The sequence below is a fragment of the Streptomyces sp. R-74717 genome (assembly GCF_047305335.1).
In the GTDB taxonomy this organism is placed as follows: Bacteria; Actinomycetota; Actinomycetes; order Streptomycetales; family Streptomycetaceae; genus Streptomyces; species Streptomyces atratus.
The window spans coordinates 3,466,912-3,489,195 of record NZ_CP102361.1; the positions used below are offsets into that span (position 1 = coordinate 3,466,912).

The 22,284-nt window shown below is 72.4% G+C and carries 13 protein-coding genes; all 13 read right to left on the bottom strand.

All coding sequences use genetic code 11. From position 1 onward, the window contains the following. Nucleotides 1–150 precede the first annotated feature (150 nt). The gene (fxsT, locus tag NRF20_RS15500; protein WP_413752758.1) at nucleotides 151–3,720 is read right to left on the bottom strand and encodes an FxSxx-COOH system tetratricopeptide repeat protein; all 3,570 of its coding nucleotides are present in this window, start codon (nucleotides 3,718–3,720) and stop codon (nucleotides 151–153) included. Then, nucleotides 3,710–5,035: a CHAT domain-containing protein gene (locus tag NRF20_RS15505; RefSeq protein WP_398631111.1), complete on the bottom strand. Its 1,326-nt coding sequence runs from the start codon at nucleotides 5,033–5,035 to the stop codon at nucleotides 3,710–3,712. Before NRF20_RS15505 ends, fxsT (NRF20_RS15500) begins: the two co-directional genes overlap by 11 nt. Next, entirely contained in the window at nucleotides 5,025–6,974 is a 1,950-nt protein-coding gene (locus NRF20_RS15510; protein WP_398631112.1) for a hypothetical protein, read from the bottom strand. The genes NRF20_RS15505 and NRF20_RS15510 overlap by 11 nt, the downstream gene beginning before the upstream one ends. 6 nt (nucleotides 6,975–6,980) lie before the next feature. Further along, nucleotides 6,981–7,946, bottom strand: a complete 966-nt coding sequence (locus NRF20_RS15515; protein WP_413752759.1) for an AAA family ATPase — start codon at nucleotides 7,944–7,946, stop codon at nucleotides 6,981–6,983. Further along, complete coding sequence (locus NRF20_RS15520) at nucleotides 7,943–8,356, bottom strand: CU044_2847 family protein (protein ID WP_398631114.1); 414 nt, start codon at nucleotides 8,354–8,356, stop codon at nucleotides 7,943–7,945. The genes NRF20_RS15515 and NRF20_RS15520 overlap by 4 nt, the downstream gene beginning before the upstream one ends. 85 nt (nucleotides 8,357–8,441) lie before the next feature. Further along, on the bottom strand, nucleotides 8,442–11,435 hold the full coding sequence (gene fxsT, locus NRF20_RS15525) for an FxSxx-COOH system tetratricopeptide repeat protein (protein WP_398631115.1): 2,994 nt from the start codon (nucleotides 11,433–11,435) through the stop codon (nucleotides 8,442–8,444). A gap of 80 nt (nucleotides 11,436–11,515) precedes the next feature. Next, on the bottom strand, nucleotides 11,516–12,907 hold the full coding sequence (locus tag NRF20_RS15530; RefSeq protein WP_398631116.1) for an aKG-HExxH-type peptide beta-hydroxylase: 1,392 nt from the start codon (nucleotides 12,905–12,907) through the stop codon (nucleotides 11,516–11,518). After that, complete coding sequence (locus NRF20_RS15535; protein ID WP_413752760.1) at nucleotides 12,904–14,148, bottom strand: FxsB family cyclophane-forming radical SAM/SPASM peptide maturase; 1,245 nt, start codon at nucleotides 14,146–14,148, stop codon at nucleotides 12,904–12,906. Before NRF20_RS15535 ends, NRF20_RS15530 begins: the two co-directional genes overlap by 4 nt. A gap of 157 nt (nucleotides 14,149–14,305) precedes the next feature. Further along, on the bottom strand, nucleotides 14,306–14,503 hold the full coding sequence (fxsA, locus tag NRF20_RS15540) for an FxSxx-COOH cyclophane-containing RiPP peptide (RefSeq protein ID WP_398631118.1): 198 nt from the start codon (nucleotides 14,501–14,503) through the stop codon (nucleotides 14,306–14,308). 303 nt (nucleotides 14,504–14,806) lie between these two features. Beyond that, nucleotides 14,807–18,382 carry an SAV_2336 N-terminal domain-related protein gene (locus tag NRF20_RS15545; RefSeq protein WP_413752761.1) on the bottom strand — a complete coding sequence of 1,192 codons (3,576 nt, stop codon included), beginning with the start codon at nucleotides 18,380–18,382 and terminating at the stop codon, nucleotides 14,807–14,809. 7 nt (nucleotides 18,383–18,389) lie between these two features. Continuing rightward, nucleotides 18,390–19,421: an AAA family ATPase gene (locus NRF20_RS15550; RefSeq protein WP_398631119.1), complete on the bottom strand. Its 1,032-nt coding sequence runs from the start codon at nucleotides 19,419–19,421 to the stop codon at nucleotides 18,390–18,392. A 94-nt stretch (nucleotides 19,422–19,515) separates the two neighbouring features. Beyond that, nucleotides 19,516–21,627 carry a trypsin-like peptidase domain-containing protein gene (locus NRF20_RS15555; protein ID WP_398631120.1) on the bottom strand — a complete coding sequence of 704 codons (2,112 nt, stop codon included), beginning with the start codon at nucleotides 21,625–21,627 and terminating at the stop codon, nucleotides 19,516–19,518. Further along, nucleotides 21,624–22,241 carry a CU044_2847 family protein gene (locus NRF20_RS15560; RefSeq protein ID WP_413752762.1) on the bottom strand — a complete coding sequence of 206 codons (618 nt, stop codon included), beginning with the start codon at nucleotides 22,239–22,241 and terminating at the stop codon, nucleotides 21,624–21,626. Before NRF20_RS15560 ends, NRF20_RS15555 begins: the two co-directional genes overlap by 4 nt. Nucleotides 22,242–22,284 lie beyond the last annotated feature (43 nt).

Genomic DNA, 22,284 nt, shown 5'->3' on the forward strand with positions numbered 1-22,284 from the left:
TGTACGCACGACGAGGGGCCCGGTTCCGCGAGTTGATCGCGGGGCCGGGCCCTTCGGGCTGGGCGGACTCGTGCCTCAGCCGCAGCGCCCCCGGGACGGCACGCTCATCGGACGTAGCGCTCCCCCGACGCAACAACCGTCGAACGGTGCTCAGATGATGAGCGGTTCGAACGGCTGGAACGGCGGGTCGTCGGTCGTCAGCGTCATCGCGTAGGCCGCCCGGCAGGCGACGGCCAGCGGATGACGGGTCCCCAGCGCGGTGGCCGCCCTGGCCGCGCACTCCCGGCCCAGCTCTCGCGCGGCCGCCTCTTGCCCGGTCCAGATCCGTACCAGCGTCGCGTTCAGCCCCCAGCCGATCGCCCACGGGTGGTCCTCCCCCACCTCACGGGCCATCAGGGTGCGGGCCTGCTCGATCCCGTGGCGCGCGATGTCGTGGTCCCCGAGCGTCCATCGCATCAAGGCCGTGTTGCCCTGCGTGCCGATGGTGTACGGATGCTCCGGACCCAGCATCCGCCGGTAGCCCGCCACCACCTGCTCATGGAGCGCCCGCGCCTGCCCGGGGTCGCCCGCCTCCCGCTCCACGCAGGCGCCGCTCGCCGTGATCAGCAGGGTGAGCGGGTCGTGTTCCCCGAGCATGCGCAGGCAGCGCTCCCGTACATCGATCAGCAGCGGCAGGGCCACCGCCGCTCCCGCCATGGCGTACCGGCACAGGGCGAGACTGTGCTGGGCGCGCAACGTCTGGGGATTACCGGCCCCGATCAGTCGCAGATGGCTGCGGACCGTCTGGCTCAGCTCCTTCTCGGCCTCCTGGTAGCGCCCGAGCAGCCGCAGATCGATGGCACAGTTGATCTCCGAGTAGAGGGTGGCCGGCGCGCCCGTGCGCAGTACGGTCCGGCGCAGGGCGAGGGTGCGCCGGTCGAGTGCCAGGGCCTCTTCGTACCGGCCGAGCAGGCGCAGCGACACGGCCAGGTTGTTGTCCGCGTTCAGCGTACGGCCGTCCTCCTGGCCGAAGAGGGTCAGGCAGCGGTCCCTGATCGAGACGGAAAGGGCCAGCGCCTCCTGGTAGCGCCCCTGCCCACGCAGATCAGCCGCGAGGCCGCCGACCGCTCTCAGGTGTTCCGGGTCCGTCTCCCTGCCCTCGGCCCGCAGAGAGACGATCGCCATGCGTTCGACGCCCTCACTCCTGAGGTAGTCACCGAGCGCGCGCAGCAGGTTGGCGTAGTGGTGGCTGAGGTCCCAGATCCGCGGGTGCGTCGCGCCGAGCAGTGACCGCCAGGATTCCATGGCGGGCTCGGCGAGCCGTACTCCACTGCCGTACTCTCCCGAAAGGTACATGTAGCGCAGGCAGTTGAGGACGAGTCGCTGCACCGACGGGTCCGCGCTCTCCAGCACCTCCGCCCATTTGAGGTGCGGGGTGAGGGCGGCGTACACCGGCCAGGCATCGATGTCGGCAGGGTCACCGGGGTCGGATACGGCCAGGGCGTGCCGGGCGGCGGCGCGGTAGGGGGCTCTGTCGTCCTCGGAGATCTGGCTGTGCACGAGCTGGTGGAGCACCCGGTGGAGCTGGAGCGCTTCGCCGTCGCCGATCGGCCAGGAGCTGGTCTCCAGCCGGACGGCCGAGTGACGCAGGAGCTGGCGCATGGCTCGGATGCGGCCGGATTCGTCGACGGGCGAACCAGGCAGCTGCGCACGGTTCAGCAGCTGTCCCGGGATGGAGCCGGGCGCGAAGAAGGCACAGAGACGAAGGAGCTCGAAGGCCTCTGGATCGCTTTCCCTCAGCTGGTTCAGCTGGATCGCCCAAGCGGTCCGGAAGACGATCGGGAAGTCCACGGAAACCTTGACCACGCCCGCGTCGATGCCGTCCGCGAGGAGTTCGATGTACTCATCGACGGTCAGCTCGGATTCGTTGAGCCAGCCCGCGGTCTGGTCGAGCAGCAGCGGCAGATCCTCCAGCGCCTCGGCGAGCCGGTCCGCCTCGGCCGGGGTGAGACGCGGGGCGCGGCGGCTGATGAAGGCGACCGACTCCTGGCGCTCGTAGACCGGGACCTCGACGAGAGCGCTGTCGTGCTCGCCCCATCCCAGATGGCGTGAGGTGATCAGGACATGGCCCGTCCCGGCCGGCACCAGATCCCGTATCTGTTCGGGGTCGTCGGCTCCGTCGAGGACCAGGAGCCAGTGCGAGTACGGTTCGCCGTGGCGCAGCGCGTCGGCCACCGCGCGCAGCCGTTCACCGTATTCCGCGCCGGTGGACAGACCCAGTGCCGGGGCGAGTTCGGAGAGCCGCCGGCGGCAGAGGGAGCGTCGGTCGGCGGGCACCCACCACACCACGTCGTACTCGGAGCCGAAGCGGTAGACGTACTCGGCGGCCAGCTGGGTCTTACCGACGCCGGACATCCCGTACAGGGCGACCCTGCCGTTTCCCGGCCCGGCGTCCACGAACAGCTGCTGCGTCCGGTTCAGTAGTTCGTCGCGTCCGGCGAACCGGGTGTTGCGGCGCGGCACCCCGCCCCACACCTCGGGGATATCGGCCGGATACCGGGGTCGCGCCCCGGCCGCGGCGAGTTCGGGCAGTGCGTCGATGGGCAGGTCCAGCCGGTTCAGCAGCCGTCGCTCGGCCTCTGCCTCGCCGACGCCGACGAGGCCGACGGGACGCAGCACGGCGGTCGCGGCGGGCAGCGCCGAGGTGGTGAGGGAGACGGCCGCGAACCTGTCCGGGGCGGGCGCGACGACCTCGCGCAGGGCCCGGCTCCATTGCCCGTGGCTGTCCGGACCGGGCTGAATGTACCAATCGCTGAGCAGCAGCAGGATGCGGCCGGGCGACAGGAGCAGGTGCCGCAGGATCTCCACCGGTGGCACGTCCGGCGGCAGTACTTCCCCCGGCGGCTCGCGGCGTTGCAGAACCACCCGCACTCCGCGACGCTCCAGACGGTCCGCGATCCACGCCGCCCAGGCGCGGTTGAAGTCGGCGAAGCTGATCGTGACCGCGCTGCTGACGCCGGGCTGCGGATCGGGCTGCCTGTCGGGCGAGGCCTCGGATCGGGCCTCGGGCTGGGCCGAGATTTCCGGTGGCCGCGTCGTTTCCAGCGCCGGCGGCACGGGCGGCCGAGCCGTGGCCTCGCCCGTCGGTGACTGCGCACGACGGTTGGTGAGCTGCTCCAGGAAAGCACGCAGCAGCCCGGTCGCCCTGACCGGCGGCGCGGCCGTGGCATCGGCGATCGTCGCTCCGTCCTCCTCCGGTTCCCTCAACCCGTCGAACGGCCGTGCGGTGTCCGGGCGTGGCCCGGGCGGCGGCCCCGGCAGACGTCCGGCGACCGCTCGGGACGTCTTCGAGTCCGACGCCGCTTCCCTGACACGGCAGGGGAGTTCGGCTTTGCGGACCGGCATGCCCCACTGGTTGGAGATGGTCAGCCGCAGCACGGCGGGCCCGATGGCCTCGCCCGCCGTGACAACGAACCGCGCAGGGCCGTACGTACCGCCGAACCGGTGCAGTACGACGCCGGGGTCGTCGAGCACTTCACAGACGAAGTGCGGCGCACCGTCCAGCGACACGCTGAAGGCCAACTCCTCCTCGTCGTAGGGCCACGCCTCGCTGTCGTGCTCGTTCCCGGCGTCGAGGGGGCCGCGTAGGTCGACGCTGACGTAGTGGACCAGCCCCGGCTCCACCTCGCGCAGCCAGCCCACGACCGGTTCGATCAGCAGGGACCGCTCGTCACCGCTCATGCTGGGCCCCCTCCCGCGCCCGCGCGCCGTGCTCGTGGGGGCCGGTGAGGCGCAGGGTGCTGAGGGGGTGGCCGTAGTACTGGAACATCAGGCTGTAGAGCAGCCGCAGGACGTGGCGCTGTCCGCTCGCGTCGAAGGTGCCGTCGTCCCTGACCTGGAGTGGGATGCCGTCCCCGGCCCGGAGTCGGGCTCCTCCACCGGCCTCGAATTCGGCGAGCGCCCCGGCGCGGAAGGCGCGCAGCGCGCGGGCCACCGGGCGGGCGGGATCCGCGGTCACGGTCTCGACCAGTTGACGGATCAGCTTGCCGGCCTCGGCGTCGCCGACTTTTCCGGCGGTGACGATGCAGCCACCCGCCCCCTTGCCGAGGAAGATCTCGGTAAATCCGCGCAGATACTGTCGGCCGTCGCCGTCGTAGTCGAGCAGGCGTCCGGAGTGGCAGGCGTTGAGACAGACCAGTGAACCGTCCCTGCTCAGCAGGGCCATCTCCTGATCGCTGTACTCGGCCCAAGTGACGTCGGCCAGAGTGAGTTCGCTGAGCTGATCGGCGAAAGTGCCGTGGCAGCCCATGTAGACCAGCCCGGTCCGGTCGGCGTCGTGCGCGTCGAGACTGTTCAGGAAGCTGACGATGCCGGTGTGCGGTCGATGGTCGTAGCCGTGGAAGACCGTCATGTCGGAGCGCATGTCGTGGTGGAAATACCCGAGGACACTGCCGACAGGAGCGGCCGCGTCGGCCGGGAAGTCGTCCCGTCCGTGCCGCACATCGAGCCAGCGCGCCATGTCGACGAGCGCCCCCAGCAGCCCGCCGGCGAGCCCGGCCTCCGGTGCGGCGGGCAGGGTCAGCGCCTCCCACGGCAGGTCGAAGCCGGTCTGGTCGAGGAACACGATCTGAAGGGCATCCTGGTGGGCGGCGCGGCAGCGGTTGATCCAGTCGGTCAGCGGGCGCTGGTGTCCGGACCAGCGACGGATGGACCGCAGGAGCTCGGACGGCGGCTCGCCGCCCTGGCGGGCGTTGCCGAGGCTGATGGCCTGCGGCCGTCGCTGGCCTTCGCCCGAGCGGTACTCCAGGGGCGGCACTCCGGGACAGTACGCCTCGAAGCCGAAGGCCTCCCGTGCCCCGTGCGGTGTGTGGTGACGCTTCACCTTGACCCTGGCGTAGGTCGTGGTGGGGAGCTGCTTCGCGTGCACCGGCGCCGCGCCGAGCCCCTGCGGGTGCCCGGTCCGTGCCCCTTCGGGTGCGACGGCGCGTGGCGCGGGCAGCACCTGCCCGGCCAGTCGGCCGAGACGCCGGATCGCCCGCAGCGGCTCATCGCGCACGGTTCACCGCCTCGTCGTCCAGCCGTCCCGCGATCACCCTGCCGCGCAGCGCGTGGGCGAGTTCGCTCGGCAGAGCGGCGTACGGACGGTGTCCCGGGTCGACGACCACGCAGTGCAGCCGGGTCCGGCCCAGTGAGCCGATCCGTCCGGCGGCCGCCAAAGCGTCCTCGATCCCGGCCCGCCCCACCGGGGCCCGGTCCTGGCGGCCTCGGTGCGTCGCGGCGAGCGGCACATTGCCACGCCCGTCGGTGACGACCACCAGGAGCGCCTCGACGAGTCCGGTGCGGTGGTGCTGGAAGGCGTGGCGCAGGGCGCGCCCTGCCTGGTCGAGGCCGTGGGCGAGCGGGGTGGCGCGGCCGGGCGGCCGGGTGAGCGCGACAGCGATCCGCGGGTCCCGGGTGGAGCGGGCCGCGAAGGACTCGGCCCGCAGTTCGTCGGCGGCTGCCCCGCTGCCGACCTCGATGACTTGGACGGAGGCCCTGGTGACATAGGCCCACTGCAGAAACGGTTCGAGCGCCGGGTGCCAGTCCCAGTCCCGGTGGCAGGTGTGGTCGAGCACGAGGGTGAGCAGGGTCACCGGTTCGGGCGCCCGGACATAGCCGCGCAGGTCCTGCGGAGCGATGACCAGCCGGTCGCGGCCCTCGCGGATCGCCCGGTTCTTGGCAGCTTCCATTGCCGTACGGACCGGGGCGAGGTCCCAGAGGTCACGGGCACGCCGCACCCCGACGACGGGTCCCCGCCCGGTCCGGGGCGCGCCGGCCGGGCGCGGGGCGGGGTTGCGCAGCTCGCTGCCTTCCGCCCGAGGTCCTGCGGTGTCCTCGGGGTACGGCGTACCGACCGGCATGCGGTCCTCCGGCAGCGGTGCGCTGGCCGCTCCGATCGGCTCTTCGGCTCCCGGGGAGTGGACGGGTGTGCCGGGTACGTCGTGCCGGTCCTGGTTCGCGCCGGGCGCGGGGCGGCCGTCCACCCGGCGGGGCTCTGGCAGATCCGGACCGGTGGAGCCGGGGCCGGACCCTGGCGGGATGGAGGGCCGGTGCACGGTACGGAGCCGGATGAGGCGGGCGGCACGGTCGACGTGGTGGGCGGTGACATGGAACGGGTCGGGGCTCTGAAGGGCGGAGCCGTGAGGGCTGGAGCCGTGACCGCCGGCTCCGTGACAACCTGTTTCGGCTGCCTCCAGTCGGGCGAGGGCGCGGGCGGTGCGGGCCAGGGCGAGCGTCCTTCGGTGCCCGGTGCCGTCGTGGGCTTCCAGCATCTCCAGTACGCGTGGGGGGACTTCGGTGTCGAGGGGCAGGGACGGACGGGGCCCACGAGGGTCCAGGGCCGCGGCCCAGGCGGCGGGGAGCGGACCGAGCGGTTCGGGTTCCGGTTCCGGCCGCAGACCGGGGACGGCGAGGCGGAGTGGGAAGCGGTCCAGGAGGTGCGGCGAGACCTGCTCGACATCCTCGGTGCGGCAGACGGCGAGCCAGCGCTCGCGGGGCCTCCACCGGTGGCGGAATCCGGTCTGCTCGACGATGGCGACATCGGCTCCGAGGAGCTGGACGCCGGCGCGCGTCCCGGGCACACTCAGCCGGGCGAGATCGGGCACGACGACGAGCGAGGCGCCGGTGCCCGTCCCGGTCAACGGCCCGGGCACGACGGTGAACTCGATGCCTTCAGGGCCGCGGCGGACTCGGGGACGTAACCACAGGTCCTCGTCAGCAGTGGCCGCGTTGAGCGTAGACCGCTGCACCGGGGTGCCGGGCGGATCCCCGGCAGCCATCCGGACCAGTCCGGCGAACACGTCGGTGACTGCGGAGAGGTGCTCCGGCGGCAGGTCGAAGAGCAGGACTCCAGGCAGCCCCGGTTCGAGCGCGGCGCAGACGAGCACGGTGAGCAGCCGGCGGGACAGTTCGTCGGACTCCTGCGCGAGCGCGGGCTGCGGTGGCCGGGCGGACATCGGCGCTCAGCCGAACAGGTCGCTGACGGCGGCGTCCTCGTCCTGTCCCCAGCCGAAGGCCGAACCATGGGCGGACTCGGGCCGGCGATGGCGCAGGGCGAGCGGCAGCACTCGGCGCACATGCGCGGGCCCGACCCGCCCGGCGTCGTCCTTCGCGGCCAGCGCGCGGGCAGCCCGGGCCACGAGCAGGTCGCCGCGCTGTCCGACGGCACCCGTCCGCGCGGCGGCCTCGGCACAGAGCCGTGTCACCGTCTCGTCCAGCCGGACGCGGTGCAGCCGGTCGCGCGCGGCAAGCAGCCGGCCGCGCAATCGCTCGTTGTCCTGCTCCGCGGCACGGATCCAGGCGGAGTCGTCGGTGCGGAGCTCCTCCTCGAAGGTGAGCACCGTGCTGATCATCCGGTGCCGGTCCTCTATGTCCAGTTCGGCCGTCGGCACCATCAGCCCGAAGCGGTCCAGCAACTGGGCGCGCAGGCTTCCCTCCTCCGGGTTCATGGTGCCTACGAGCCCGAAGGAAACATGCGCGGTGGTGTCCATGCCTTCCCGCTGGACAGAAAGGACTCCGGTGGAGACGACATCCAGGATGATGTTGACGATGTGGTCGTCCAGGAGGTTGACCTCGTCGATGTACAACAGCCCCTTCTCGTGGGCCTCTTCGAGCAGTCCGGGCTGCTTCTTCGGGTCCCCCTGCATCAGGGCGTCCAGCTCCCAGCCGCCGAGCACCCGGTCGTCCGTGGCGTTGATCGGCAGGGTGACAGGCAGCGTGCCGCCGGACATCAGCGCGAAGGCGCGTACGACGGTGGACTTGGCGGTGCCACGCTGCCCGGAGATGAGGACGCCCCCGATGCCCGGGGCGATGAAGTTGAGCTCCAGCGCGAGTTTCAGTTCGCCCTGCCCGACGATTCGGCTGTACGGGAGGATGGGGATCGGTGACGTCGGCCGGGGCGGGGTAGCGGGCGAGGAGGCCCCACTCATGAAGCGTTCACCGCCGTGGAGTCGGCCCGCCCCTCCTGGCCCGGCTGCCAGCGGAAGGTGACCTGGATCTGGGCTTCCGCCCCGGCCTTCACCACGGCCGCCACACCTGCCTCGAAGGTGATGCCGACCTGGAGCTCGACCTCGTCGGGCCGCAGCCCCTCCCCCAGATCACCGAACCGACGCATGGCCTGCGACGCGCATCGACGGGCCAGATCGAGCCCTTCCCCGTACAGGTCCCCGGCCGCGCCGAGAGCCCGCCGCGCGGCGCCGCCGTCCCGGGTCTCCTCCAGGTCGTAGAGCGAGTCGGCGTCGACAGGCGGTGCCCCGGTGCGTGTGTACGCCTCGGCGTCCACCACGACGGGTATCGGGCCGTCCTCCCCGGGCACTACGGACCCCACAATGACCGCCATTCGTCCCCCTTCTGCACTCCAACAGGCCTGCCACACAAAGGTACTGACGATCCATCACACTGCTCGTCGCTTCGCCTGATCCATGTCAGATCATCTGTGGTTCGAAGTCCCAGTACGGACGGTTGCGGGAGCGCGCCGAGATCGTGTGGACATGCTGGGCGCCCAGCGTCGCCACCAGGTCACCCAGCGCCTCCGTCTCGATCTTGTCCGCACGCTGCCGGTCCCGGACACCGCGCAGGTCGGCGGCGTGCGCGATCCGGGCGGAGAGGGTCAGCGGGTGGGTCCGGCCGAGGACCTCGATGGCCCGGGTGACGACCGAGTCCGTCAGCGCGGCTGCGGCTTCCGGGTCGCCCACCAGGTTGCGCAGCGCCGAGGCGTTGATGGCGCAGCCCAGCGTCCAGGGGTGGTTCTCGCCCACGGCGTGCGCCATGTCGGCGAGCGCCTCCTCCAGGAGGGTGTGCGCGTGGTCCCGCTCCCCCACGTTGCGGAGGATCAGGGCATGGTTGGCCCGGGTTCCCGCCACATACGGGTGTCCCGAGCCGAGCATGTCCACATAACCGCCGACGACCTTTTCGCTTATGTCCCTGGCCCGGTCGATGTCGGCGTGCTCACGGGCGAAGAAGCTCTGGCTGGCGGCGAACATCATCGTCAGCGGATCGTTCTCGCCCAGCACACGCTCACACCGTTCGAGAACCCGGGTGAACAGGGCCGCGGCCTTGGCACGCTCCCCGGAGCGGTACTGGCAGAGAGCGAGGTTGTGCTCGGCGCGCAGGGTCTGCGGGTTGTCGGGGCCCATGACCAGCCGGTGCACCCGGGCGCTCTGGTTCTGGAGCGACAGGGCGTCGCCGTACCTGCCGAGCAGGCGCAGGTCGGTGGCGTAGTTGATCTCGGAGTAGAGCGTCCAGCTGTGGCGCGTGCGCAGCAGGTGGCGCCGGGACTCCAGGGTGCGCCGATTGAGTTCGAGCGCCTCCTCGTACCGGCCCAGCAGGCGCATCGAAGTGCCCAGATTGTTCTGCGCGTTGAGCGTACGCGAGTCCTGGTCGCCCAGCAGTTCGCGGTAGGCGCCGAGGATCCAGGTCGACATCTCCAGCGCCTCGTCGTAGCGTCCGAGGCCGCGCAGGTCGGCGGCGAGGCCACCGGCGGCGCGCAGGTGTTCCAGGTCCTGTGCGCCGCGTTCGTTGCGCAGATGGTCGACAGCGGCCCGTTCGATGGCTTCCGTACCGGCGTAGTCACCTACGGCCCGCAGCACGTTGGCGTAGTTGTAGCTGAGGTCCCAGACCCTGGGGTGATCCTCGCCGAGGAGTTCCCGCCAGGCCTTCATGGCGCGTTCACCCAGCTTGATGCCGGCCCGGTACTCCCCCGAGAGGTACATGTAGCGCAGGCAGTTGAGCACCAGGGTCTGGACCGCCGGGTCGGTGCTCCGGAGCACGTCGGCCCATTTCAGGTGCGGGGTGATCTCGGCGTAGGCGGGCCACAGGCGGGTGTCGGTGGGCCGGCCGGGGTCCGCGGCCGCGAGGGCCCGGCGGACCACATCGATGAACTCCTGGCGGTCCCGTTCCGGCATGTCCTTGCCGATGATCTGGTGGACCATGCGGTGCATGTAGAGCGATTCGCCGGATGACGCCTCGTCGACGACCGATTCGTGGGACTCCAGACGGACCACGGAGTACTGACGGAGCTGGCCGATCGCCCTGTTCCACAGCAGCGGGTCGTTCATCAGGCCGGAGAGCTGTTCCGGCAGTTCGCCGGGGGGCATCTCCTTCAGCAGCCGTACGGGGATGGAGCCGGGTGCGAAGAAGCTGCACAGGCGCAGCAGGTCGACGGACTCGGGGACGGTGTCCTTGAGCTTGTTCAGCAGTATCGACCAGGCGGTCTGGAAGGCGAGCGGGAAGTCCGCGGAGACCTTGACGACGTCCTGGTCGATGCCGCCTTCGAGGAGCTCGATGTACTCCTCGACCGACATGTCGGAGTCGTTGAGCCAGCCGGCGGTCTGGTCGAGGAGCAGCGGGAGGTCTTCGAGTGCGTCGGCGAGCTGGTCGGCCTCGGCCGGGGTCAGGCGGGGGGCCCGGCGGCGGATGAAGGCGACCGACTCCTCGCGGTCGTAGACCGGGACCTCGACGAGGTTGCTGTTGTGCTCGCTCCACTCCGGGTTGCGGGAGGTGATCAGGACATGTCCGGGGCCGGTCGGCACCAGGTCCCAGATGTGTTCGGGTTCATCGGCGCCGTCGAGGACCAGGAGCCAATGGGAATGGGGTTCGCCGCGACGCAACGCGTCGCGTACCGCGCGCAGCCGCTCGCCGTACTCGGCGCCGGTGGACAGGCCCAGTTCGGGGGCGAGTTCGGCGAGCTTCTGGCGGTAGAGGGCGCGGCGGTCGGCGGGCACCCACCACACCACGTCGTACTCCGAACCGAAACGGTAGACGTACTCGGCGGCCAGCTGGGTCTTCCCGACACCGGACATGCCGTGCAGCGTCACGACCCCGGCGCCGGGTCCGGCGTCCTGGAGGGCCTGGTACGCCTTGCTGAGCAGCTCCTCCCGGCCGGTGAACCGGGTGTTGCGCCTCGGCACCCCGCCCCACACCTCGGGGGTGTCGGCCGGATACCGGGGCCCCTGCCCGGCCTCGACGGACTCGGGCAGCGGGTCGGTGGACAGGCCCATGCGGACGAGCAGCCGGCGCTCGGCCTCGTCGGCGCCGACGTTGGTCAGGTCCGCGGCGCCGAAGACCGAGGTGGCGCCGGGCAGCGCGGAGGTGGTGACGCTGACGGCGACGAAGCGGTCGGGGTCAGGGGCGACGACCTCGCGCAGGGCCCTGTTCCACTCGTCGTGGGTGCGGGGGCCGAGCTGGAAGTACCAGTCGCTGAGGATCACCAGGACGCGGCCGCGCGACAGCGTCAGATCCCGCAGCGACTCCTCCAGCGGAACCTCCACCGGGGGGTCCCAGCGCTGGTGGACGACTGTCACTCCACGGCGCTCCAGACGGTCTCCGATCCACGTCGCCCAGGCGCGGTTGAAACCGGCGAAACTGATGGTGACGGTCTGCGCCCCGGTTGTTCCAACTTGCTTACGCGTTCCGGGCATTCAACCGTCTCCCTGCCTCGATGCGAGCCTTGTCAACATACACCGGAGCATGGTCGCTCCGGCCGGTATCACGGGGCCGCTCACTGCCTTCGCGAGCCGTTCCTCTGCTGCCATATCACCTTGGCGGTGGCCACGTACGCCTCCGCGCGCGCGAGATGACCCGTGGGAGGCGGACAATCGTCCAGACGGTGGTAGAGCGTGATCATCTCGTTGACCACCACCCGGCCTTCGCTGGTCAGCGCCGCCGATCCGGCCAGCACGGGCAGTACGGCCCCGACCTGTTCGCGGCAGCGGGCGTGCTCGGCCCAGGCCAGGTCGCGATGGGTGACGCGTTGCGCGCCGAGCGCGAACCGCTGCCAGTAGTCGGCGAGTGCGATGTGCGAGTAGGCGCCCTGGAGGAGGCCGTCGAAGGGCCGGGGGTCGGAGCGCCAGGGGGCGAAGTGGCGTGGTGTCGCGTCCTCGTGGTGCAGCGGCACAAGGGCTCCGAGCGCGGCCAGTTTGGTGTGCTGGAGTTCATGGACGAGCGTGGAGGCGAAGTAGGCGGGGGTGGCCGGCTTGCTGCTGAGGACGGCGCCGAACGCCTCGCGCCTGGTGCCGCTGCAGTGCGCCGCGCCCTCGCCGGTGGGCCCTGAGCCGGGCGGGGGGCCGAGCGGTATCAGACAGCGCAACAGCACGGCCGCTTCGGTCAGGCGGTGCTCGCCGCCGATGCGGAGCAAAGGCTCCACTCCGGACCAGGACTCGGTCCAGGCCTTGCGCTCGTGGTCGTCGATATGGGTGGCGGCGCTGAGTCCGTGGCGTCGGAGTCCGCCGCCCTCGGTGCGGTACGGGTCGACGTCGTCCAGGGGTACGGGTCCGATACCGGGCATGACGGCGGGCAGCGCTTGCACGGGCAGCCAGCGCGGGTCGGCCGAGCCGGCCGTTCCGTCCCGTTCCGTATGTACGGTGAGCGGTGGCCGGCCGTCGGCCCCACCCACCGCCATTTCGCCTTCGGCGAAGGCGATGTCGACCGGTCCCGAGGCGGTGCGGAGGGCGCCCAGGGTGGGCAGCGGGAGGAGGCCGTCGTGTGCGGTGAGCCGGGTCGTGAACGCAACTCCCGCCCGGATCGCCGCCGCGGCGGCGAGTGCGCTCAAGTGGTCGAGGTCTGCCGGAAGTCCGGTGCCGGAGGCGGCTCCGGTGAGGCCGCGCAGGCAGCGCTGCGCCCAGGGCCCGGCGAGAGGGTGGAACAGGACGGTGCGCACAGCGGATCGGTCCGCGCGTTCGGCCGTCTCCAGCAGCGCCCAGTCCTGGCGCAGCCGGTCGAGCGCCCGGGGCGGACAGATGGTCATGGGGGCGGCCTCGGCTGCGTCGAGCAGCGCGCGCAGAAGGAGGAGCCGGCGGGTGTCCTGGTCGCGTACGAGAAAGCGGAGGGTTTCGGCATCGCCCTCGGTGCGGCCGAGTTGGCGCAGCATGTGGTTCGGGAGTGGGGGGCTCATCGGTGTGCTCCTGCGGTTGCGTCGTACAGCCGGCCCGCGATGTGGCGTACCAGCCGTTCGAGATCGGCGCAGTAGACGGACGGGTTGGTGAAGCCGTTGTCTGCGCGGTAGCGGTGTGCGTAGTGGCCGCCGCCGCAGACGTTCAGCAGCGGGCAGGCGCGGCAGGCGGCGGCGAGCGCGTCGGCGCCTGCCTGCCGGGCGGCGACGCCGGGGTGGCGCAGGGCATCGTCGAAGGTGTGGCAGAAGATGTCGAGCCCGGTGGCGGCGGCCGTGTCGTAGGCGGACTTGAGGGAGTCCACCTGCTCGATCGTCCCGTCGGTCTCGACCACGATCGCGTTGACGGGGTCGAGACCGAGGGATTCGGTTGCGGCGGGCAGGCCCAGCAGCAGGGCGATGCACTCCTCGAAGAGCCGTACCCGGGTCTCCCTGCGCCCGGTCGGCCACCAGCGGTCGAAGACGGTGGTGAGCCAGTCGCCGTACGGGGTCGGGCGGTCCGGTCCGGGCCCCGTGGGGGCCGCCCCCGGATCGGGCAGGCCCGGCGGGGGGTTCGTCCAGTTGCCGTGCGGCAGCAGCAGGTCCAGGGCCGGTGGGCGCAGGGTGAGCAGCGACTCGTACATCTCGACCGGGTCGGTCTGCGGGTCTACAACGGTGAGGATGCCCGCGTACGCGTCGGGGTGCCGGTCGGCGAGGAGCCGGGCGCCACGCGAGGCGGCGGGCCAGGAGGGTCGTCCCGCGTGGTCGGTGCGCCGGGTGTTGTGGGTGGCCAGACCGCCGTCGAGGCTGATGCCTATGCGTATGCCGTGCCGGCCGAGGACGGCGATGCGGGCGTCGGTCAGCAGGGTGGCGTTGGTCTGCACGGTGGTGTGGACGGCGCAGTCCGCGGGCACCACGTCGCGTACCCGGTCGGCGAGGGCGGCCAGCCGGTCGACGCCCGCGAGGAGAGGTTCGCCACCGTGCAGGACGAGGGCGACGTTGCGCAGTCCGTGGGCCGCGGCGTGTTCGGCGATCCGGTCCGCGGTGCGCTCCAGGACGGCGGGTGCGGCGGTGGCCGGGCGGGCGCGCCAGGTGCGGTCGGGGCCCTCGTAGAGGTAGCAGTAGCGGCAGGCCAGATTGCACCGGCCGTGCACCTTGACGATGAACTGGCCGAAGGGGACCGGGAGTCGGCCGACGGCACCGGTGTCCACGCGCCGTGGTGTGCGCGGCGTCGCCTGTCGAGACACTCCGGCACCCCCGTGCTGCATGTCTGCCGGGACGGCCCCCGTTGCCGGCCCGAGGCGAGTATCCCAGGCCTGCCGTGCGGGCAAACCCGTCCCGGGCCGCGATGTCCTGTTCAACCGGGTCCCGGACCGAAACCCTGCGGCTCCGGCCCCGTCCCGCGGAGCTGCGGGGCACCCCGCCTCAGAAGGCGTTGTTGAATCCCCACAGCATCTCCCGCGGCTGCTCGGCCCGGCCGCACAGATCCGCGACCACCTCGCTGAGCACCGGGTGGTCCAGTGTCCGCAACGCCTCCAGATCGAGTTCCAGCAGATCCGGCAGCGCATCCGGCCCGCCGGACGGCCCACCGTCCGGCCCGCCGTTGCGTATCGACTCGCTCATCACGCCTCCCCGTACTGCGTACTGCCGCGTCGGGCCTCGCGGTGACTCGCTCGCCGTTGAGCGCATGCCCTTGAGCCCGTCCCTGACACACTTACATCTGCTCGCGTTGCGATGGCGCACGTGCTGCCGGCTCCGGTATGAGTCGCACCGGTCACATCTGTACCGATGCCCCGCACTACCGGGCATACGCCTTCTTGAGCATGCCATCGACCGGCGTCGGTCGTGCGCCGGTCGTGCACAGCGCGCGCCGCCCACAGCGCATCACACCGGGGCCACCCCGCCCGAAAGCTCGCTGCCCGGCACTCAGCGCTCCAGCTCGGCCAGCCGCTCGGCGGTCGCCTCGCCCGCCGCGCCGCCGCCGTCCGGCAGTTTGCGCCATTCCCGGCGGGCCGCCCGGTACGCCTCGCGTGCGGCCCGGGGACGTCCCGCCCTCTCGTATGTCATACCCCGCCAGTGGTTGGCTGTAGCACCCAACTCGACCGCCTGTCGGACCTGTTGTGGACTGTCCAGCTCCGCTTCTGCCGCGCCGGCCGCATCGGCCGCGTCCCGGAACGCCTCGGCCGCCTCGTCGAGCCGGGCCGGACGGTTCAGCACCCGGGAGGCGTCGAGGTGGGACAGGCCCAGTTCCAGCCAGCAGCGCGCCGCGGTCAGCGGGTCGGTCGCCTCCTGGGCCGCGAGCCCGAAGAGATGCTCGGCCTCCCGTAGATCGACCCGGTCCTCGGTGGCCCGGTGCCGCAGCATCAGCGCCCGCCCCAGCATCAGCAGCCGCTCGGCCTGACGCGCGCCGCCCGCCGCCGTCTCCGTACGGCAGTCGCGCAGCACCCGTACCGCGGCGCCGATGTGCGCCCGGCCGTCGGGCAGTTGGGCGCGGCGCAGCAGGGTGCCGCCCCATTCGGCGAGCAGATCGGCGTGGGCCTGCGAGTCGCGCGGGACGCCGCGCGCGGCGCGGGCGAACCAGTCGGCCGCGTCCACGAGTTCATCCGGGTTCCCGGTGTGTTCGTAACGGGCGACACGGACTCGGGCGGCCCGGGTCTGGAGCAGGGCGCGCAGCCGCTGTTCCCGTACGGTCGCCAGGGCCTGCTCGATCAGGGTCGCCGCCTCGTCCGGCTCCTCGCCGGAGGCGAGCAGGGCGTCCACCAGGTCCAGCAGGATGCGCACCTCGGTGCCCATGGTGTGCCGGCCGCCGCCCTGCTCGAACGCCGTGCGCAAGGAGCGCGCCGCCTGACCGGCGTACACCCGGGACTGTTCGGTGTCGACGGTGGCCCCGGCAAGCCTCAGCAGGGTCCGGCCGTGCGCCAGCGGCAGGGCGGCGGGCCGGTTCTCCTGGTCGGGCCAGACGTCGGCGAACGCCTCCAGCATGCCGTACGCGGCCTGCAGCAGGGCGGTGTCGCCGTCGAGCCGCCACTGCGCCTCCAGGGCCCGGACCCGCTCCAGCGTCAGTCGGAGGGCCTCGGCGGGATCCAGGCCGGGGGCCGAGCAGGCGGCCGTGTACTCGCGGTCGGCGCGCCGCAGCAGTTCCAGTGCGCCGCGCCGGTCGCCGCGCCGCCGCCGGTCGTCGGCCGCGGCGTGCAACACCTTCGCCAGTACGGCCCGTTCGCGTGCCGCCCCGGGGTGCGCGGTGGCCCGTTCGGCGGCGTACTCGGCCTCGCGGAGCAGTTCGGCGTCGCCCTGGACCTCCCACAGCCGCAGGACGCAGCGCGAGTACTCCGCCCACAGTTCGGGGTCGGCGCCCGGCCGCTCCTCGCGCTCCGTGGCCCCCCGCAGCAGCTGCACGGCGTCGATCAGGTACTGCACCATGCTGTCCGATTCGAAGTGCCGCACGAGGACGCGGGCGCTCTCCACCGCCGCGTTCGGCGTCTGGACGGGGTTCCGGTAGCCGTCCCGGTCGGTCTGGATGACGAACTGCTCGGGCAGGGGCATGAAACGCTCCAGTACGCGGACCGCGACCTCGGCGAAGGGATGGGGGACGCGCGACCCGCCGCTTGCGCCGCTCTCCCCGTTCTCGTCACCCTCTTCGATCTCCCCGTCGGGCGCGCTGTTCCCCATGGTGTCCGTGGTGTGGGTGGACCGCGACGATCCGTCCCTGCCCTCTCCGAGCTGGGCGAAGGCGAGGGCAGGGAAGTTCGGCCCGCCCTTCCCGAATCGCTGCTCGATGTACTGCGAGCAGTGCTTGAGCACGAGCAGCGCCTCGTCCCGGCCCAGCGGACCGAGCAGCGCTTCCCGGACTCCGGGCGCGAACTCGTACCACTGGCCGCCGCCCTCACCCCCGTCCTCGGCCCTGCTCCGCGTCAGCAGTCCGCTCAGCAGTACCTCGGCGAGTTCGGACGGGCCGGAGTGGGGCAGCATCGTGCGCTGCACCAGCTGCATCACAGGCAGATACAACGGGGCCGCCGCGAGGTAGACGGCCAGCTGTCCGGCGACCGGAGAGGCCGCGGAACGGAAGCGGCTGACCAGTTGGAGCGAGGACAGCCCGTCGCCGGGGCGCTGCGCGGCCGCCGCGGGCTGATCGGCCCGCACCCAGCCGACGGCTCCGGAGATCCGCCCCGCACCGGTGCCGGAGAGCAGCCTCGCCCAGGCCGCCAACGCACCTTCCACCGGAGGGAGTACGGGAATCGCGAGAGCACCCGGGTGCACGGCGGGCCCCGTTCCTGCGTGCTCCGTGACCTTCAGTACGGCGGCGCCGCCGGGCCCGTCACCCCGGGACAGCGAACCGTAGGTGACCGGCAGCCTGGTGCGGTTCCACATCCGCTGCGGCAGGGGCTGGAGCACGGCGGCCGGGGCCTGTCCGGCCAGCTGGTGCAGCAGCCGGTGGGCCCGGCCGCTGTGCCAGAGCGGACCGGCGCAGTCGCTGACGAGGACGGTGACACGACGGCCGGTCGGATCGCTCAGCCGGTCCGCGGAGTTCAGCGGTGCGGCGGCCGGATCGGGGCTGCGGCTCACCGCGGCCGCACCGTCGGGCCCCTGATGCAGATAGCGCACCTGGACATCCCGGAAGGCACCCAACTGCCCGAAGATCTCCTGGAGTTCGCCGAACATCCGGTCCCACACCAGCATTGAGGACGAGGCGTCCATGACGCACTGCAGCAGCGCCTCGCCCCGGGAAGCACCGCGGAACACCGGCATGATCATCCCGCCGGCCCGGGCGCTGAGCTCCGCGGTCGCCGTCTCGTCGAGGGTGCGGCGCAGCGGGGGCACGGCCGGGCGGTAGCGCTGCAACGGGCGAAGGGCTCGCTGGAGTTCGAGCGGCGCCGGGAGGGCGGGGGCGGCGGGTACACCGACGGTGAGCGCTCTCGCCCGGCCGCCCCGGACGGCGCTCCGTCCGCGCCCGGCCGTGCCGTCCGGGCGGGGGCCGCCGGGTGGCGCGGTGCGGGGTACGGGGTAGAGGGCGATCCGCCGGTCGGCGTCGCCGAGGTCCCGCTGCTCCGCGGGCTCGTCGTCCGGGGCGGGGTCCGGGGCTTCGTCCCGTCCGGTCACCTGCGGGGTGGGCCGCCCGGTCGGACGGCCCACCTGGGCGGGGCCGGCGGACAGCAGCGGCGTGGCCGCGTCGTCCTCGTCGTCCGGCGCGTCGGGGTGACGGGTCCAGCGGGCCAGCCAGAGGGCGTCGCAGAGCTGCTCGGCGTCGGGGTCCAGCCCGGCTTCGCGTAACCGGGCGACGAATGCGGGCAGCAGGCCTCCACCGTACGGCTCGGAGTCGGGCTGCGGCTGTTGCTGCGGCTCGCGACCGGGCTCCGGCACCGGCCCGACAGCTCCGGGAGCTTCGGGCTCAGCGCCCGTTGCCTCACCCGGGACATGGGGGTCATAAGGCTCCACGGCGTCACCCGGGCCACCGTCGGGGCCGCTTCCCTCGTCCGGTCCGTGCCGCGCCTTGCCGTCGGCCATCAGCGCATCACCTCGGCCTGTCGAGTCGCTGGATGAGCAGATCGGCGAGGCGGTCACGGCCGGCCGGGGCGGCGGCATCGGTGAGATAGATCGCGTTCAACAGCTGGTCGGTGGCCAGGAGTTCGCTGCGGGAGCGTTCCAGGAAGTGGGCGATGAGGTCGTCCCCGGAGCGTGCCGCCTCGTCGCCGAGGTGGGCGCGTACGAAGGTCGCGAGCCGCTGGTGGTCGGGGCGTCCGAGCTCCAGGTGGATGCAGCGGCGCATCAGGGGCGCCGGGAAGTCCCGCTCGCCGTTGCTGGTGAGCACCACGAACGGGAAGGACCGGCACTGCACCCGGCCGCCCCTCACCTTCACCTTGTTGCCGTCGTCGTCGAGGACCTGCGCCTCGCCATCGGGCAGCCGGTCGGCGATCCGCTCCAGTTCGGGGATGGCGAACTCGCCCTCCTCCAGCACATTGAGCAGGTCGTTCGGCAGATCGATGTCGCTCTTGTCGAGCTCGTCGATGAGTAGTACACGCGGCCGGTCCGAGGGCAGCAGCGCGGTGCCGAGCGGCCCGAGCCGGATGTAGCTGCCGACGCTCTGTGCCGATTCGGCGCCGGGCGCCCCGGCCGCCGCACTGTGCGCGGCGATCTGTACATCCTGGAGCCGGGCGATCGCGTCGTAGTGGTAGAGGCCGTCCTGGAGCGCGGAGCGGCTGACGATGGGCCAGCGCAGGACCCGGCCGAGCCCGAGCTCATGCGCGACGGAGTGGGCCAACGTGCTCTTTCCGGCGCCGGGGCTGCCGGTGACCAGCAGCGGACGCCGCAGATAGAGCGCGGCATTGATCATTTCGAGCTCTTCGGCGCCCGGCCGGTGGAGTTCGGCGATGTGCCGGTAGCCGCCGAGGCGACGATCGGCGGATCCGTCCCCGTCCTGCTCGTCGGGGGCCGGGGCACCGCGGCCCCCGAAGTCCCGCCAGGGCGGCGGGGGCGGCAGCTGCTCGATGCCCTCGTGCGGTTCGCCGGCCCCTCGGTAGATGAGCCACTCGCTGGGTTCACTCATAACGCGTTCCTCGTCGTCACTCGTCCGCCAGGGGCAGCAGTCGAACGTGCATCACGGTAGCGATCCGGCGTACACGCCGTAAGGGCCCGGCCGTTCACGGTGCCTCAAGGAACTGCCCGGAGCCCGGCAGGGGATGATGTGGATCTTCGTAGTACAGGGCGACACCGTTCGACCAGTACGTCTCCGCACGGCCCGCATGCACCCCCTGTCTCAACTCATGGATTTTTTTCGGGAGGTGAACGGCGATGCGGGCCTCGGCGACCGCGTCGGCGGCGCGCCGGTGAAAGTCCGTGCACACCGCGGTCGGCTCGGCCGCCCGGCGCCGCCACAGGGCCACGCCGAAGCCTCCGTCGAGCACCCGCCCGAGACCGGCCGCGGTCTCCGGGTGGGTCCGTTCGCCGTAGCGGCAGAGCACCGGGACGGTCTCGTACGCCAGTTGGCGCAGCTCCTCCACCACGGGTACGGGTACCCGCATGCCGTCCTCGCAGTCGACGACGGCGGCTCTCATCGCGGCGGTCCTGGTCCGGTTCCAGCGCGCCTCGCGCTCGTCGATCCCGTCATCGGCCAGGAGCTGACTGTGGTCCAGGCGGCGGATGACCACGGGGCGCAGCACTCCGAGCGGCCTCCCGTCGGGCGGCACCCGCCATCCGTCGACCTCCAGATCCATGAGGGACTGGTCCACCGCGACCTGGAGCACGGCGGGGTCGTCGGGTTCGTCGCACCGCCGGAACGCCTCCGCCAGCGGGCCCGCGAGCCGGGCCGGGAGGGCCTGAGATGCGGTGCCCCGGCTGTCCTCGGCGACAGGCAGGACGTCCCCGCCGTGCTGGGCGACGCCGATCCGCCAGTCGTAGCGGTCCCGTTCCCAGCCGCGCGGCTCCAGCGCCAGCAGGACGAACGGGGCGCTGCGCGTCCTGGCGGGTTCGAGCGTCGGCGCCGGGGTTCGCAGGTGTTCGAGGCCCGGGGCGTGCCGGCCGTTGTGCCGGAGCCCGGCAAGCTCATGACGGAACTTGCGGGAGAGCCGGTCCTCGGCCATCCGCTTCACCCAATCCCACAGGGTTGCCTCGGCGAGCGGGGTGGACGGCAGGACGTAAGGGCGTTCGGCGGAGAGGGCGCTCATGCAGTAGCGCAGGATCAGTTCCAGTGCGCCGTCGCCGCCGGGGGCGTCGTACAGCGTCCCCAGTCCGTCGCGCCAGCCGCGCGGGGCCGCGTGGTGCTCGGCCGGGTGGGTGTCCGGCAGCCGGTCCAGGAGGTCGAGGAGGCTGCGGGTGCTGAGCGGGGGCGGGAGTTCGGCGAGCCGGCCGAGCAGATCGACGCGTTGCTGGGGGCTGAGGGCGAGCCCCGCTCCGGCACCCAGTTCGCGCTGGAGATCGGCCCAGGTCCGATCGGTGCCGACCGGGCTGGTGTGCCGGTCGGCGTGGTAGCGGTCGTGGGCGTGGAACACCGCCTGGTACGGGTCGTCGGACTCGGCGGCGACCGCTCCGGGGGGCACGGGCAGCGTACGCAGCCGCTCGACGCCGATCGAGGTCCCGCCGGTCGTGCCGTCGGAGCGCGACTTGAGTACGCCGACGACCTCGCCGCGGGCCAGGTCCACCACGGGTCCGCCGGACAGGCCCGGGTACATCCGGTCGCCGTCGAGCCGCATCTGTTCGTCGTCCTCGGCCCAGTCGCCGAAGGTACCCATCACCTGGCACCGCCCGCTGAACCGGGTCAGCTGCCCCGACCCGCCGTCGGTCCAGCCCGTGTAGAGGACCGAACCGCCGCCGAACATGCCCGCCGGACGCTCGGTCACGTACACACAGGGGTGCTCGACGGGCCGCAGCAGCCGGATGAGCGCGAGGTCGGGGGCGGGCCAGCCGCCCGAAGGCGCCGGAACCCGTGCGCCGCCGGGCCCGGCCGTGGCGTGGCGGCTCTCGGGCAGGGCGGCGACCACGGTGCCCTCGACCGCGGTCTCGGCGCTGCCCGGGTCCGGTTTGAAGACCACGTTCACGTGACGCCCCTCCCCCTCCATCGCCACGTGCGCGCACGTGAGGACCCAGCTCGGGGCGATGAAGAAGCCGCTCCCCAGGAAGCCTCTGTCGGATCCGTCAGGGGCATACCCGGGCTCCGGGCGATGGATGCGTACGGTCGCCGCCATCACGAGGCCCGCCAGCGCACGGTACGTACTCTCCGAGCCGCCCCCTGCGCCCCTGCCCGGCGGCTGGGTCATGACCGGCTTCCGGTGTCCGGCCCGGGCCCATCCGGATGCGCCGGTGCGCCGGTGGATGCCCCGGCGTCCGGATTCCCCGCGGATGCGCCCGGGACCGCCGCCGGTGGTGCCGTGGGCGCGGGCGGATGGCCGGGCGGCGAGGAGGGCGGGGGCGGCATGAGCGGGGCAGCCTGCGTGGCCGGGGGCGCGGCCACCTGCGGCACGGCCTGCCCCGCCCCACGCGCCCCCGTCTGCGCCGGGATGGCCGGATCGACGGGCGGACCGCCACCGCTCCACGTCAGCGTGACCTTGATGCCGCCCTTGGCCTCGCCGTCCGCGAGCAGGCCGACGACCTTGCCCGCCTTCGCGGTGAGCTCGATGCCGAATTCGACGCTGACCTCGTCGGGCCGCACCGCCCGCAACGGCTCGGCGAGCGAACGCGCAACGCTGGTCACGACGGCCTGGAGGCTCTCGACCCGGGCCTGCACCTGCTCGGCGAGGCCCCCATAGCCGATGTCCGTGAACGCCGGCCCCCGGGCGGGCTTCGTCAGCTCCTCCGCCCCGGAGATCCGCGCCCAGACCGGTGTGCCGTCCGGCATCTCGATACGCGTGATACGAGCCCCGCCGTCACTCATGAAACCCCCCGTTCCCCCAACTACCCGCAGGCTAACGGCAGTA

Bases quoted from the DNA above. Each gene is read 5' to 3' on its own strand.
- fxsT (WP_413752758.1), bottom strand. From the start codon at position 3,720: ATGAGCGGTGACGAGCGGTCCCTGCTGATCGAACCGGTCGTGGGCTGG.
- NRF20_RS15510 (WP_398631112.1), bottom strand. From the start codon at position 6,974: ATGTCCGCCCGGCCACCGCAGCCCGCGCTCGCGCAGGAGTCCGACGAA.
- NRF20_RS15515 (WP_413752759.1), bottom strand. From the start codon at position 7,946: ATGAGTGGGGCCTCCTCGCCCGCTACCCCGCCCCGGCCGACGTCACCG.
- NRF20_RS15520 (WP_398631114.1), bottom strand. From the start codon at position 8,356: ATGGCGGTCATTGTGGGGTCCGTAGTGCCCGGGGAGGACGGCCCGATA.
- fxsT (WP_398631115.1), bottom strand. From the start codon at position 11,435: ATGCCCGGAACGCGTAAGCAAGTTGGAACAACCGGGGCGCAGACCGTC.
- NRF20_RS15530 (WP_398631116.1), bottom strand. From the start codon at position 12,907: ATGAGCCCCCCACTCCCGAACCACATGCTGCGCCAACTCGGCCGCACC.
- NRF20_RS15535 (WP_413752760.1), bottom strand. From the start codon at position 14,148: ATGCAGCACGGGGGTGCCGGAGTGTCTCGACAGGCGACGCCGCGCACA.
- fxsA (WP_398631118.1), bottom strand. From the start codon at position 14,503: ATGAGCGAGTCGATACGCAACGGCGGGCCGGACGGTGGGCCGTCCGGC.
- NRF20_RS15545 (WP_413752761.1), bottom strand. From the start codon at position 18,382: ATGGCCGACGGCAAGGCGCGGCACGGACCGGACGAGGGAAGCGGCCCC.
- NRF20_RS15550 (WP_398631119.1), bottom strand. From the start codon at position 19,421: ATGAGTGAACCCAGCGAGTGGCTCATCTACCGAGGGGCCGGCGAACCG.
- NRF20_RS15555 (WP_398631120.1), bottom strand. From the start codon at position 21,627: ATGACCCAGCCGCCGGGCAGGGGCGCAGGGGGCGGCTCGGAGAGTACG.
- NRF20_RS15560 (WP_413752762.1), bottom strand. From the start codon at position 22,241: ATGAGTGACGGCGGGGCTCGTATCACGCGTATCGAGATGCCGGACGGC.